Origin of the sequence: Frigoribacterium sp. CFBP 8759 (genome assembly GCF_014841655.1) — a bacterium.
Classification (GTDB): Bacteria; Actinomycetota; Actinomycetes; order Actinomycetales; family Microbacteriaceae; genus Frigoribacterium.
On sequence record NZ_JACYUH010000002.1, the window covers coordinates 189,736 to 203,780 of the forward strand.

The 14,045-nt window shown below is 73.9% G+C and carries 12 protein-coding genes; 9 read left to right on the forward strand and 3 right to left on the reverse strand.

The window, feature by feature from the left end; translation table 11 throughout:
- The first annotated feature begins 89 nt into the window (after positions 1 to 89).
- Genes IFT79_RS06205 through IFT79_RS06215 form a run of 3 tightly spaced genes read left to right on the forward strand, consistent with a single transcriptional unit; the run spans position 90 to position 4,297 of the window.
- Positions 90 to 1,076, forward strand: coding sequence for an ABC transporter permease (locus IFT79_RS06205; RefSeq protein WP_056046129.1), 987 nt, complete (start codon positions 90 to 92; stop codon positions 1,074 to 1,076).
- Positions 1,077 to 1,085: 9 nt separating this feature from the next.
- Positions 1,086 to 2,183 carry an ABC transporter permease gene (locus tag IFT79_RS06210; protein ID WP_192123282.1) on the forward strand — a complete coding sequence of 366 codons (1,098 nt, stop codon included), beginning with the start codon at positions 1,086 to 1,088 and terminating at the stop codon, positions 2,181 to 2,183.
- Positions 2,180 to 4,297 (forward strand): ABC transporter ATP-binding protein, encoded by a 2,118-nt coding sequence (locus tag IFT79_RS06215; protein WP_192123283.1) that lies wholly within the window; start codon positions 2,180 to 2,182, stop codon positions 4,295 to 4,297. Before IFT79_RS06210 ends, IFT79_RS06215 begins: the two co-directional genes overlap by 4 nt.
- A 10-nt stretch (positions 4,298 to 4,307) precedes the next feature.
- Here IFT79_RS06215 and IFT79_RS06220 read toward each other — a convergent pair whose 3' ends face one another.
- The 3 genes from IFT79_RS06220 to glgX all read right to left on the reverse strand — a co-directional run bounded on the left by IFT79_RS06220 (position 4,308) and on the right by glgX (position 7,648).
- Positions 4,308 to 4,949, reverse strand: a complete 642-nt coding sequence (locus IFT79_RS06220) for a DUF1294 domain-containing protein (RefSeq protein ID WP_192123284.1) — start codon at positions 4,947 to 4,949, stop codon at positions 4,308 to 4,310.
- Between the two features lie 153 nt (positions 4,950 to 5,102).
- The gene (gene ybaK / locus IFT79_RS06225) at positions 5,103 to 5,606 is read right to left on the reverse strand and encodes a Cys-tRNA(Pro) deacylase (protein WP_056046122.1); all 504 of its coding nucleotides are present in this window, start codon (positions 5,604 to 5,606) and stop codon (positions 5,103 to 5,105) included.
- A complete protein-coding gene (glgX, locus tag IFT79_RS06230; RefSeq protein ID WP_192123286.1) occupies positions 5,603 to 7,648 on the reverse strand; it encodes a glycogen debranching protein GlgX in 2,046 nt (681 codons plus the stop codon). Before glgX ends, ybaK begins: the two co-directional genes overlap by 4 nt.
- Before the next feature lie 78 nt (positions 7,649 to 7,726).
- Here glgX and IFT79_RS06235 point away from each other — a divergent pair, with 78 nt between their 5' ends.
- From IFT79_RS06235 to IFT79_RS06260, 6 genes are all read left to right on the forward strand, one after another.
- Positions 7,727 to 8,893, forward strand: a complete 1,167-nt coding sequence (locus tag IFT79_RS06235) for a cysteine desulfurase family protein (RefSeq protein ID WP_056046118.1) — start codon at positions 7,727 to 7,729, stop codon at positions 8,891 to 8,893.
- A gap of 228 nt (positions 8,894 to 9,121) precedes the next feature.
- Entirely contained in the window at positions 9,122 to 9,877 is a 756-nt protein-coding gene (locus IFT79_RS06240) for an acyl-CoA dehydrogenase (protein WP_192123288.1), read from the forward strand.
- Positions 9,878 to 9,888: 11 nt separating this feature from the next.
- Positions 9,889 to 10,497 (forward strand): signal peptidase I, encoded by a 609-nt coding sequence (locus tag IFT79_RS06245; protein ID WP_159826335.1) that lies wholly within the window; start codon positions 9,889 to 9,891, stop codon positions 10,495 to 10,497.
- 8 nt (positions 10,498 to 10,505) lie between these two features.
- Entirely contained in the window at positions 10,506 to 11,489 is a 984-nt protein-coding gene (locus IFT79_RS16865; RefSeq protein WP_192123289.1) for a hypothetical protein, read from the forward strand.
- Positions 11,486 to 13,312: a choice-of-anchor G family protein gene (locus IFT79_RS06255; protein ID WP_192123290.1), complete on the forward strand. Its 1,827-nt coding sequence runs from the start codon at positions 11,486 to 11,488 to the stop codon at positions 13,310 to 13,312. The genes IFT79_RS16865 and IFT79_RS06255 overlap by 4 nt, the downstream gene beginning before the upstream one ends.
- 66 nt (positions 13,313 to 13,378) lie before the next feature.
- Positions 13,379 to 13,981, forward strand: a complete 603-nt coding sequence (locus IFT79_RS06260) for a hypothetical protein (protein WP_123570323.1) — start codon at positions 13,379 to 13,381, stop codon at positions 13,979 to 13,981.
- Positions 13,982 to 14,045: the final 64 nt, after the last annotated feature.

A 14,045-nucleotide genomic window follows, 5' to 3' on the forward strand; every position in this document is an offset into this window, starting at 1 on the left:
GAATCCACGCAAACTTTCATGTGAATTTGTTACACGCTCGAAACCTGGCCAGCTGGTCGGGCCGCGGGGTACGTCTAGTGTGATCTGCCATGGCTCGATTCCTCGCCCGCCGGCTGGTGTACTACGTCGCCCTGGTCTTCATCGCGACGTCGCTCACCTACTTCCTCGCCTCGGCGACCCTCAACCCGCGCTCCGTCTACGCCGACCGCAACCCGCGTCCGTCCACCGAGATCGTCGACGCGAAGCTCAGCTCGATCGGGGTCAACGACAAGGACCCTCTCGGCGAGCGCTACGTGCACTGGGTCGGCGGCGCCCTCACGGGCGACCTCGGGCAGACCATCCAGGACAAGCCGGTGGCGCAGGAGTTCGGGCCGAGGCTGGGCGTCAGCCTGCGCCTCCTGCTGGTGGGATCGATCCTCGGCATCGTGCTGGCCGTCGTGGTCGGCACCTGGAACGCCATCCGGCAGTACGCGTTCTCGGACCGCGTGTCGTCGGTGCTGTCGTTCGTCCTGATCTCGACGCCGGTGTTCCTCACGGCGGTGCTGCTCAAGATCGGGGCGACGAAGCTCAACGACGTCCTGGGGTACCAGCTGATCACCTTCACGGGCGAGGCGACGCCCAACCTGACCGGCGGGCTCGGCACGATCGCCTGGGACCGCATCGCCCACCTGCTGCTGCCCACCATCTCGATCGGCGTCGGCCTGATCGCCGTCTACAGCCGGTACCAACGGGCGACGATGCTCGACGTGCTGCAGGCCGACTACATCCGCACCGCCCGGGCCAAGGGCCTGCGACGTCGGCCGGCGATCTTCAAGCACGGGCTGCGCACCGCGCTCATCCCGATGACGACGCTGTTCGCCTTCGCGTTCCTCGGGGTGCTGACCGGTGCGACCTTCACCGAGAAGATCTTCGCCTGGAACGGCCTCGGCGCCTGGTTCATCGACGCCGTCCAGGCCAACGACATCAACGTCGTCGTCACCTACACCCTCTACAGCGCCGTCGTCGTGCTGCTCGCCGGCTTCGTGTCGGACGTGCTCAACGCGGTGCTCGACCCGCGCGTCCGAGCGCAGAAGTAGGGCCGCGCCATGACCCGGTTCACACCCGACCTGCTCGAGGGGCCGTCCGACGCCGTCGTGCCCGAGTCGCGAGAAGAGGTCGCCGCCACGTCGACGAACCGCTTCGCGCTGACCTTCCGTCGCCTGTTCGCCAACCGCGGGGCCACCGTCGGGCTCGTGACGATCGTGCTGCTCTTCGTCTTCGCCTTCGTCGGCCCGCTCGTCTCGCCGTACGCCTACAACTACATCGACTACACGGCCCTGTCGTCGCCGCCGACCGGGGCGCACTGGTTCGGCACGAACAACATCGGCCAGGACGTCTTCGCGCAGACCGCGCGCGGCCTGCAGAAGTCGCTGCTGATCGGCCTGCTGGTCGCCCTGTTCTCGACGGTGATCGCGGGCATGCTCGGCGCGATGGCCGGCTACTTCGGCGGCTGGATCGACCGGGCCGTGATGGTCTTCGTCGACCTGCTGCTCGTGCTGCCGTCGTTCCTGATCATCGCGATCCTGTCGCCGCGCCTCAAGCAGTACGGCTGGTTGATCCTGGTGGCCCTGCTCGCCCTGTTCGGCTGGATGATCACGGCCCGCGTGGTGCGCTCGCTCACCCTCAGCATCAAGGAGCGCGAGTTCATCCGCGCCGCCCGGTACATGGGCATCGGCCACTTCACCATCATCGTGCGGCACATCCTGCCGAACGTCGCGTCCTTCCTCGTGATCGACGCCACCATCGCCATCGGGGCCGCGGTGCTCACCGAGTCCGGGCTGTCGTACTTCGGCTTCGGCGTCCAGCCGCCCGACGTCTCGCTCGGCACGCTGATCGCCCAGAACCAGAGCGCGGCGACCACCAAGCCGTGGCTGTTCTTCTTCGCGGCCGGTGCGCTCATCGTGTTCGCCCTGGCGAGCAACCTGCTCGGCGACGGGCTGCGCGACGCACTCGACCCGACCTCGACGGCCGGCCGAACGGGCCGCCGCCGCCGCACCCGCGGGCGGACGGCCGAGAGCCGAGGAGGCGCGGTGCCGCTCGGACGCACCGGCGGCGTCTCCGAGGCCGCGAGCCCCGCCCCCGGGGCCGACGTCGGCTCGCCGGCGCCGACCCGCACGAACGACGAGAAGGGGGAGCGCGCATGACGCTCACCGAACCGGTCGACCGCACCCGCGCCTCCTCGGCTCCGGTGCTCGAGGTGCACGACCTCACCGTGACCTTCCCGACCCCGGACGGCGACGTGCGCGCCGTGCGCGGCGTCGACCTGACGCTGCGCCGCGGCGAGGTGCTCGGCATCGTCGGCGAGTCCGGCTCGGGCAAGTCGGTCACGAGCCTCGCCGTGCTCGGGCTGTTGCCGGCCACCGCCAAGGTCACCGGCTCGATCACGCTCGACGGCGAAGAACTGCTCGGCCGCGGCGACAAGGCGATGTCGGCGATCCGCGGCAAGCGCATCGCCATGGTCTTCCAGGACCCGCTCTCGGCCTTCACCCCGGTGTACACGGTCGGTCAGCAGATCGCCGAGACCGTCCTGATCCACCGCGGCGGCACGAAGAAGCAGGCTCGTGAGCGGGCGATCGAGCTGCTGGGGCTCGTGGGCATCCCCGAGCCGGAGCGACGCGTCGACTCGTTCCCGCACGAGTTCTCGGGCGGCATGCGGCAGCGCGCGATGATCGCCATGGCGATCGCGAACGACCCCGACGTCATCCTCGCCGACGAGCCGACCACGGCCCTCGACGTGACGATCCAGGCCCAGGTCATCTCGGTGCTGCGCACGGCGCAGCGCGAGACCGGGGCCGCGCTGCTGTTCGTCAGCCACGACCTCGGCGTCATCGCCGGGTTCGCCGACCGCATCGCCGTGATGTACGCCGGCCGCGTCGTCGAGACGGCGACGGCCGACGACCTCTTCGCCCACCCGCGCATGCCCTACACCGTGGGTCTCATCGGCGCGCTGCCGCGGCTCGACCAGCGGTCGGACCAGCCGCTCGTGCCGATCCCGGGGACGCCGCCGTCGTTGCTCTCGCTGGCCCCGGGCTGCCCGTTCGCGGCGCGGTGCCCGCTGGTGACGGCCGAGTGCCGAGTCGACGAGCCCGCGCTCGAGCAGGCCCCGGCGGTCGAGGCGGGTCACCGCGCGGCCTGCCTGCACGCCGACCAGCTCGTGGGCGAGGGCACCGACCCCGAGGACGTCTACGACCTGCCGCCCGTGCCGACCTCCGGCCTGGCTGCGGTGCCGCGGGCGTCGCGGGACCGGGTGCTGCACGTCGACGGGCTCGTCAAGACGTTCCCGCTCACCAAGGGGTCGGTCTTCAAACGTCGCGTGGGCAGCGTCTGGGCGGTCGACGGGGTCGACCTCGACGTGCGCGAGGGCGAGACCCTCGGCCTGGTCGGCGAGTCCGGCTCGGGCAAGAGCACGACGCTGCACGAGATCATGGACCTCCGGGTGCCCGAGGCCGGCACCATCGAGCTGCTCGGCACGGCCCTCGACCGAAAGCTCGACGGGTCGACGGTGAAGAGGCTGCGCGGTGCCGTGTCCATGGTCTTCCAGGACCCGATGGCCAGCCTCGACCCGAGGCAGCCGGTCAGCGACATCATCGCCGAGCCGTTGCTCGCGATCGGTCGGCCCCGCGACGAGGTGTCGCGTCGGGTGCCCGAGCTGATGCGCCTCGTCGGGCTCGAGCCCGCCGCCGCGACGCGCTACCCCCACGAGTTCTCGGGTGGCCAGCGGCAGCGCATCTCGATCGCGCGGGCGCTCGCCGCCGATCCGAAGCTCATCGTGCTCGACGAGCCGGTGTCGGCGCTGGACGTGTCGATCCAGGCCGGCGTGCTGAACCTGCTGGCCGAGCTCAAGGCGAAGCTCGACCTGTCGTACCTCTTCGTGTCGCACGACCTCTCGGTCATCCGTCACGTGGCCGACCGCGTCACGGTGATGTACCTCGGCCGCACCGTCGAGACGGGACCGGTCGACGAGGTGTTCGAGCACCCGCTGCACCCGTACACGCAGGCACTGCTGTCGGCCGTGCCGGTGCCCGACCCCGTCAAGGAGCGGGCACGCGAGCACATCGTGCTGCCGGGCGACCCGCCCACGCCGACCGTCAAGCAGACCGGCTGCCGGTTCCGCAGCCGCTGCCCGCTCTACGCGATGCTGCCCGAGGCCCAGCGGTCGCGCTGCGAGGACGAGGTCCCCGCGATGCTGCCGCACGGACGCGACGGTGCCGACCACACGGCGGCGTGCCACTTCGCCCGCGAGAAGCAGCTGGTCTGAGGCTCGGACGCTAGCCGACGAGCGCGGAGGCCGCGGTGACGACCGCCACGTTCACGGCGACCGTGCCCCAGAAGGCGAGCTGGAACGACCGCTTGCTCGTCTTGTGCCGCAGCAGTTGTTGCGCGGCGAGGGCCCCGGGCCAGCCCCCGAGCAGGCCGAGCAGCAGCAGGACGCGTTCGGGCACGCGGCGACGTCCTCGACGGGCGGCGGACTTGTCGACCGCGTAGACCGCCGCCGTCACCAGGCCGAGGGCGACGGCCGTGGCGACGAGCCAGGGGAGTGCCCCGTCGATCCGGGCGGACGGCCCGGTGGAGGGGACGACGCCCACCACGACCGCGACGGCCACGACGAGCAGCAGCCCGACGACCAGGGCGACCCGGCCGGCCCGTGTCGGGCGCGGGGCTCGTCCCCGGGGCGCCGTCCAGGTCGATCCGACGGCGGACACCCGCACGGCGGCCGGCCCCCGGTCGCCGTGGCGGTCGACCTCGTACGAGTAGGCGTCACCGACCCGGGGCCGGGCCGTGCCGCGGCTGAACGCCGTGATGTGGACGAACGCGCGGCCGCGCCCCGAGGCCGGGGTGAGGAACCCGAAGCCGCGGTCGTCGTCCCACGAGGTGAGCGTGCCCTCGACCCGGGCCGGGCTGCCGGTCATGCGCCCGACCCTATCCCGCGTCGCCCGTGCCGCATTCGGCCATCCCGCCACGAGGTCGACATCCCGCCACGTTTTCGCGTGGCGGATTGTTTACTTCGTGGCGGCGTGGCGGCGTGGCGGCGTGGCCGCAGATCCGAGGAGGCGCGGCGCGGGTCAGTCGCGACGGATCGCCGCGTAGGAGCCGCCGGTGGCGCGCACGAGGTCGTCGGGTGCGATCTCGATGTCGAACCCGCGCCTCCCGCCGCTGACGAAGACCGAGGCGAAGGAGGCGGCGCTCGCGTCGACCACGGTCGTCGCGGCGGTCCGCTGCCCGAGGGGGCTGATGCCGCCCACGACGTAGCCCGTGCGGCGTTCGACCAGGGCGGGGTCGGCCAGCGAGGCCTTCTTGGCCCCGACGGCGGCCGCGAGCGCCTTGAGGTCGAGGCGACCCGAGACGGGGACGACGCCCACCACGAGGGTGCCCTCGGCGTCGACCACGAGGGTCTTGAAGACGCGTTCCGCCGAGAGGCCGAGCTCGGCGGCGGCCTCCTCGCCGAAGTTCGTCGCCGTGTCGTGGTGTTCGTACGTGTGGGCCGTGAAGGGGATGCCGGCCGTGGTGAGCGCGACGGTGGCCGGCGTGGCGGGGCCGCGCGCCCCTCCTGACGCCTTGCTGGTCACGAGGCCACCTCGGTCGTCGAGGCGCGGAACACCACCACGGTCGGCCCCGAGACGAGCAGGTCGTCACCGGGGGCCGTCGCCTGCGGCAGGCTGCGGTCGTCGCTCGACCACAGGGCCTCGTACGCCGTCACCCCGTCGTGTCGGGGGAGCGTCACCGAGACGGCGGCCTCGGCCCCGTGCACCACGACGAGGACCGTGTTGGGCGCCTCGTGCTCGGGCGTCGAGGTCGCGAGGTACTGCATCGTGCGGACGGCGGGGTCGTTCCACTCGTCGGGACGCATCTCGTCGCCCGAGGCCGAGTGCCACGACATCTCGTTGGCGCTGAGCGTGCAGGCGCCGTCGAGGCCGAACCGCGACGGGCGCAGGGCGGGATTCTCGGCTCGCAGCCGGGACAGCGTGGCGACGTCGTCGTGCAGGTCCCGGTGCCAGGGTTCGTCGGACCAGTCGACCCAGGTGAGCTCGCTGTCGGTGCAGTAGGCGTTGTTGTTGCCGTGCTGGGTGCGGCCGCGTTCGTCGCCGGCGGTCAGCATGGGGATGCCGGCCGACACGAAGAGGGTGGCGAGCAGGTTGCGCATCGAGCGGCGCCGGGCGTCCGAGATCCAGGGGTTGACGCTGTCGCCCTCGACGCCGTGGTTGAACGAGCGGTTGTCGTCGGTGCCGTCGCGGTTGTCCTCGCCGTTGCTGAGGTTGTGCTTGCCGTCGTACGACACGAGGTCGAGCAGGGTGAAGCCGTCGTGCGCCGTGACGAAGTTCACGCCCGACAGCGGACCGCGCTCGTGGGCGTAGATGTTGCTTGACCCGCTGAGCTTCGACGCGAAGCTGCCGAGCCCGGACGGGGGAGCGCCCTGCGACCGGGCCGCGGCGATGTCGGTCAGCCAGAAGTCGCGGGCCCGGTTGCGGAACCGGTCGTTCCACTCGATCCAGCCGTCGGGGAAGGCACCGGTCTGCCAGCCGCCCATGCCGACGTCCCACGGCTCGGCGATCATCTTGACGCCCTCGAGCGCCGGATCGTCCACGATCGCGCTCAGCAGCGGGTGCTCGGGGTCGAAGACGTGGTCCGCACCGCGTCCGAGCGTGGCGGCGAGGTCGAAGCGGAAGCCGTCGATCTGCACCTCGTCGGCCCAGTACCGCAGGGAGTCGAGGACGAGCCGCGAGGCGGCCGGCGTGCTCGTGTCGAGCGAGTTGCCGCACCCCGTCACGTCGACCGGCCGACCGTCGGCGTCGTGTCGGTAGTAGCCGGAGCCGTCGAGACCGCGCAGGCTCGTGACCGGGCCGCCGACCTCGCCCTCTTCGGCCGTGTGGTTGTAGACCACGTCGAGGTAGACCTCGATGCCGGCCTCGTGCAGCAGGCGCACCATGCCCTTGAACTCGCGGAGGATCGCCGAGGCGCCGGCGAGCTGCGCGTCGCGGCTGGCGTAGGCGGCGTGCGGGGCGAAGTAGCCGAGGGTGTTGTAGCCCCAGTAGTTCTCGATGCCCTGCGCGACGAGGCGCTGCTCGTCGACGTGCTGGTGCACGGGCAACAGCTGCACCGCCGTCACGCCGAGGCCGGTCAGGTAGGCGATGGTCGACTCGGCGGCGAGGCCGGCGTAGCTGCCGCGCAGCTCTTCGGGCACGAAGGGGGCCAGGCGGGTGAGGCCGCGGACGTGCGCCTCGTAGACCACCACCCGGTCGAGCGGCGTGCGGGGCTTGGACACCCCACCCCAGTCGAACGACTCGTCGACGACGGCCGACTGCCACGTGCCGCGTCCGGTGCGACCGAGCCCACGCGCGTAGGGGTCGAGCAGCTCGAGCGAGGGGTCGAAGGCGTTGCCGCCCCCGGCGGGGCCGTCCGCCCGCAACCAATACCGCCGCCCGGGGGTGAGGGCGCCGTCGGTGGCGCTCCACACGTCGTGTGCGTCGCGGACCATCGGGACGACACGGTCGTGCGGGGCGTCGTCGATCACGACGTCGATCCGGGACGCCGACGCGGACCAGACGCGCAGCGTCGGCCCGTCGGGGCCGGAACGGATGCCGAGATCGCGCAGGGGGTCGGGGTCGGTCACGCGTTTACAGTAGAGGAGGCGCGTGTCGGCCCCGAAATCATCGAGCGTCAGCGCCCCACCCAGCCTGAGGACCCGAACATGAGCGTCTACCTCGACCACGCGGCCACCACGCCGATGCACCCGGCGGCGATCGCCGCCTACGCCGAGGCGCTCGGCACGGTGGGCAACCCGTCGTCCATCCACTCGGCCGGCCAGAACGCCAAGCGCGTCCTCGAAGAGGCCCGCGAGCGCGTGGCCGCGACCCTCGGCTGCGACCCGATTGAGATCGTCTTCACCTCGGGCGGCACCGAGGCGGTCAACCTCGCGATCAAGGGACTGTGGTGGGCGAGGCAGTCCGACCGACCGCGGCCGCGCCTCCTCGTCCCCGCCGGCGAGCACCACGCCACCGTCGACACCGTCGAGTGGCTCGAACGGTACGAGGGCGCCGTCGTCACCTGGCTGCCGCTCGACGAGCAGGGCCGGTTGCGCGTCGACGCCCTCGCCGCGGCCCTCGACGAGCACGACGACGTCGCCCTGGTCAGCCTGCTCTGGGCCAACAACGAGGTCGGCACGATGCAGCCCGTCGACGAGGTCGTGGCGCTCGCCGCCGCCCACGGGGTGCCGGTGCACTCGGACGCCGTCGCGGCCTACGGGCAGGTGCCGATCGACTTCGCGGCCTCCGGGCTCGCGGCGCTCAGCGTCAGCGCCCACAAGATCGGTGGGCCCATCGGCATCGGCGCGCTCGTGCTGTCGCGGTCGGCGACCGTCGTGCCCCTGATCCACGGGGGCGGACAGCAGCGACAGGTGCGCTCGGGCACGCAGGACGCCCCGGCCGCCGTCGCCTTCGCCGTGGCGGCCGAGCAGCCGCACGGGGCCTACGAGCCGCTGCGGGACCGGCTGATCGCCGGGGTGCTGGCGTCGGTGCCCGGGGCCGTGCTGCGGGGCGACCCCGTCGACCGGCTGCCCGGCAACGCCCACTTCACCTTCGACGGGTGCGAGGGCGACTCGTTGCTGTTCCTGCTCGACGCCGCCGGGGTCAGCGTCTCGACCGGATCGGCCTGCCAGGCGGGCATCCCCGAACCGTCCCACGTGCTGCTCGGCATGGGCCTGCCGGCGGACGCGGCCCGCGGTGCGCTCCGCATGACGATCGGCCACACGAGCACCGAGGCCGACGTCGACGCGCTGCTCGCGGCGCTCCCGACCGCCGTCGCGCGCGCCACGACGGCCGGTTACGCCGACCGCGCCCCGGTGCTCGGCGCCCGCTGATCCGGCCGCCGGGCAGGGCACCCCGGCCACGACCCCCGAACGGGTGGGTTGTCGCCCCCACGCGGGGGTGGTGTACTCGACCCCAACACACGTGAGCACGCCTCACCGGCCGGGCCCCACCACCCCGCGCCGCCGCCGCATCCCGGCCCGCCGCCCGCTCACCACGGGCGTCCATCGCACCACCCCGAGCGCCGCCCCCACCAGGCGACGCGGATCAGGAGCACCACCATGTCGCAGCACCGCTCTGCCTCCGACACCCCTCACGGCGAGGTCCCGCGCGACGACGTCGCGACGCACGACCGGTCGGCGCCGAGACCTCGTCGCCTCCGCAAGGTCGCGGCGCTCGCCGCAGGCGGTGCGCTGGTCGTCGGCGGACTCGGCTACACCGTCGCGGCCTGGACCGACAGCGAGTGGGTCTACGCCGGGGACGGCACGGGCGGCCCCGGCATAGGCACCGGCACGTTCGAGGTGCAGCAGAGCGTCACCTCGCCCTACACGGCGGGCTTCTCCGACTACGAGACCGCACCGGGTCGCGGCACGGTCTTCACGCCGGGCGCGCAGACCCTGAGCCCGGGCGAGAGCGTCTACTCGGGCGTGGCCCTGCGGACGACGGCCACGACGAGCGTCCCCGCCGACGTGCAGGTCCGGGCCGCGGTGCCCGCCACCGGCGTGACCGTGGCCGATGCCGGGGGAGCGCTCTTCAGCGCCCTGACCGTCCGCGTCGCGACCGTCGAGGTCACGGCCGGGGGTGCCGCGCCGACCTGCACCGCCGCCGCGTTCACCGCGCCGACGACCATCGCCACGGGTTCGCTCTCGACGACGGGCGCCACGGCCACCCAACGACTCGCCGCCGCGTCCGGCACCACGCAGTTCTACTGCTTCGAGGTGACCCTGCCGGCGAGTGCCGCCACGTCGGCGAGCTCGACGCTCCAGGGCCGTACCGCCGCCCCGGCGTGGGAGTTCGCCTCGACCAGCGTCGAGTGACGGGCCGACCGGTGGTCGACACCGTGACCCGGCCCCGGGCGGAACGTCGGGGCCCCGAGGTCGAGCCGCGCCGGGCGGATCGCCGTGAGCGCCGTCGCCGACGCCCTCGCCGCCGACCGGTCGACGTCGTCAGCACGCTCCTGCTGTCGGTGGTCGGCCTCGTCGGCGCGGTCTGCCTCCTCTGGCTCGCCGTCTCGACGGTCCTCGGCCTCTCGCTCGTGGTCGTCCTGACCGGCTCGATGAGTCCCACCGTGCCCGCGGGCGGCGCCGTCGTCACCCGGGCGATCGCGGCGGCCGACGTGCGGCCCGGCGACGTGGTCACGGTGCCCCGACCCGGCTTCGACGTCCCCGTGACCCACCGGGTCGTCTCGACGACCGCCGTGCCCGGCGACGCCGCCGCGCGCTCCCTCGTGCTGCGGGGCGACGCCAACGACTCGGACGACCGCGACCCCTACGTCGTGCGCGACGCCCGGATCGTCGTCGCCTCGGCCCCGGGCCTCGGCTTCGTCCTGACGACGATGTCGACCCCGCCGGCCCGCGGGCTCGCGGTCGCCGTCGTCGGTGCCGCCGTCGTGCTGGCCTTCTGGCCGACGCGACGCGGCGCCGTCCGCCGAGGCTGAGGACGACCGTGGACGGGGAGTCGAGTGGCGGCGCGCCCGGCGGGCCGAGCGGCGAGCACCACGGCCGCGGTGCGCACCGCGGACCCACGACCCGCGGGCACCGCACCGCGACGACGCTCCTGGCCGTCGTGGGGACGGCCGCGTTCGTGCTCGGCGGGGCCCTCACCGTCCAGGCCGGCACCGCCCGTGCCCTCGAACCCGTGCCCGAGACCGGCCTCGACGGCCACCTCGTGCTGGCCGACGAACTGACCGGCACCGAGGACATCGCGCCCGCGGCCCCGGGCCGCTGGCAGATCGCGACCGACGTCACGACCGGCGACCGGGTGGCACTCGGCCTCGAGCTCGTCAGCTCGGGGTCGCTCGTCGACGACGAGGCCGGATTCACGCTGGGGGTCGAGACCTGCGACGTCGAGTGGCAGCGGGTCGAGACGACGCCGCTCTGCGCGACCGGGGCACGGACCGTGACCGCCCCGACCCGCGCCTCCGCGTTCGTCGACGGCAGTCCCTCGTGGCCGGTGCGCTCGGTCGGGGGCTCGGGCCGGGTCTTCGTGCTCGTCAGCCTCGGTCTCGCCGGTGGGCGCGGCGACGACGCCTCGTCCATGGGCCGGAGCGCCCGGGTCGGCGTCGGCATCACGGCGACGGCGCTGGACCCCGTCGCGACCCTCCCAGCCGAGCCCGAGCCCGAGCCCGAGCCCGAGCCGACCGTCACGACCGCCGTGCCCGGCGACCCGGCCGGTCCCGGCCCGGGCGGGGCGGACCCGGCGGCGCCCGGCACCGGCGGCACCGGCACCGGCCCCGGCGGCGTCGCCCCCGTCATCGACTCCGCCGGCGACGGACGCCCCGTCGACGTGACCCTCAGCGGCGTGGACGCCCCGCGGGCGCTCGCCTTCACCGGCGGCCTCTCGTCCGGCCCGGCCATCGCGGGTGCCGGTGCCCTGGTCGTCGGCCTCTCGCTGCACCTCCGCGGACGACGCCGGGCGGTGACGTCGTGACCGGCACGCACGGCCGCCGTCGCCGTCGCCCCACGGGTGTCGCCCGCCTCGTCGCGGCGCTCACCGCGCGACGGGCCGTCGTCGCCGTGGCGGCCGTGGTCGCCGTCGTGGGTGCCGTCATCGTGCCCCCGCCGCCCGTGACGACCGCCGCCTGGACCGACTCCGAGCGCACGTACGGGCTCGTCGGCACCACGAGGTTCACCTGCGGCACCGACACCGGGTACGCCGCCGCCGCGTCCAGCCGTTTCGTGCGCGGCAGCCTGGCCGGCACCGACCTCGACACCGTCGCGGCCGTGCGTGGGGCGGACCTGACGCGCACCCGCTCCGGCGTCGTCACCGCGGTGCCGGCATCGCCCGCCCCGACCACGGACGCGGGAGGCACGACGACGTTCCGCAATCCCCTGTCGGCGAGCGCGGGGTCGGGTCTCGTCGGCCTCGACCTGACCGGGCTCGGCACGAACCTGCCGGCGGGGTCGGCCGGAGCCCTGAAGCAGTTCACGCGGGTCGCCCCGACCGGCACGGCGGCCGCCGCCGCGGGTCTTGTGAGCGACTCGGGCGGGCTCGGCGTGACGCCGACGACCCCCGCCTCGTCACTGCCCGGTCCTGCCCGCATCGGCCTCACCTCGGTGCTGCCCGCCTCGACCGCCCTCGACCGGGCCGACCTGACCGTGGGCGCGGTGGCGTCCACGGCGACCCTCGACGGCTGCCGAGCCCTCGAGAGCCGCATCTGGGGCGACGGCAGCGTGACGGGGGTGACCCGCGACTACGGCATCGCCGGTCTCGCCCTCGAGCTGCACAGCCCGGCGGTGGCGGGACTGTCGGGTCAGGTGTCGAGCACGGTCACGAGCCTGAACACGGCCGCCGCCGGCCTGACGGGCGTCAACGGCACGATCTCGAGGACCGTCCGGGACGGCGTGCTCGCCACCGTGAACGGCCTCACGAACCTGCTGAGCCTGGGCGGGGTCACGGGTTCGGTCACCCTCACCGGCCTGGCCCTGCAGTCGGCGGTTGACCCGGTGCTCGCGGGGTCGGTCACCAGCACGGACGGCACGGTCACCATCACCCCGTCGACCGGTGTGGTGTCGGTCGACCTGGCCACGCTGGTCGGCCAGCCCGGCGGGCTGAACGGGCTCGCCCCGAACACGGAACTCGTGCTGAGCGCGGCGGCGATGGCCTCGATCACGACCACGGTCGCGTCGATGCTCGACGGCCTGACCCAACGGGTCGTGGCGGCGCTGCAGTCCGCGGTGTCGGCGGCGCAGCTGTCGGTGGCGTTGACGGTGACGTTGCGGGCGACGGTGCTCGGCGTCCCCGTCGACGTGCTCGCCGTCGACGTCGCGATGGGGGGAACGCTCGGCCAGTTGCTCGCGTCCCCGTCCACCGCGACGGCGGTGGTCACCACGCGGGTGCTGAGCGGGGCGCTCTCCACCGTGCTCGGCAGCGTGCTGAACCCGCTGCTCGCCGCGTTGACGGGCTCGGCCGGGTCGCTGCTCGCGTCGGTGGTCACGCTCGTCCGCTCCACGCTCGTCGCGCCGATCACCACCCTCGGCAGCACCCTCTCGACCACGCTCGCCCCGGTGCTCACGGCGCTCGGCACCCTGACCACCCGCCTGCCGTCCGTCCTGTCGCTGCGGGTGAACCTGCGCCCCGACCAGGCCGGCTACCCGGGCGGCGTCGTGACCGGCGTCCCGCCCGACAAGTGGACGACCGTCCCCTACCAGGTGGGGGCGTTGCGGGTGGCCCTGTCGGCCGGAGCGACGACGGTCACCTCGCTCGACCTCGCGACCTCGCGGGTGGGACCCGTCAGCACCGTGCCCCGGTAGTCGTCGTCTCCGACCCGAGGAGGCGCGGGTCGCGCCTCGCGGGCCGCCTCGCGTCAGACTGGGGCCATGCAGCTCTACTCGGCCTCGCCCCTCGTCCGGACCCGCCAGGTGACCGGAGACGTCGTGGCCGTGGGCCTCGTCGTCCTCTTCGTCGTGCTCGGGGTGAGCATCGCGACCTTCATCGGCACCTTCGCCGACCTCGGGAGGCAACTCGAGGAGGCGGGGGCCGGCTTCCAGGGCACCATGCAGGACGCGTCGCGCGCGCTGGAAGGGCTGCCCCTGGTCGGCGGTGCGGCCAGCGCCCCGTTCGACGGGGCCAGCGGGGCCGGAGAATCCCTCGCCGACGCCGGACGGCAGCAGCAGGACGGCGTGGCCCGGGCGGCGCTGGTCGCCGGCCTCGTCGTCGCCGGGGTGCCGAGCCTCGTGGTGCTGTGGGTCTGGCTGCGCGGGCGGATCGCGTTCGTGCGCCGCGCCTCCTCGGTCCGTGCGCTGCTCGCCCTGCCGGGCGGCGAGGACCTGCTCGCGTTGCGGGCACTCACCGGCCGCGACGCGAAGGCCGCCCTCGCCGTGTCTCCCGACCCGGTGGCCGCCTGGCGCGCGGGGGATGCCGCGGTCGTCCGCCGCCTCGCCGACGTGGCCCTGCGGGAAGCGGGCGTCGCCCGGCGCTGAGGAGCGGGCGAGCGATCGGCGCGGGGCACGGGCAGGCCCGGCCCACGCGGGCCGGGTAAGCTCG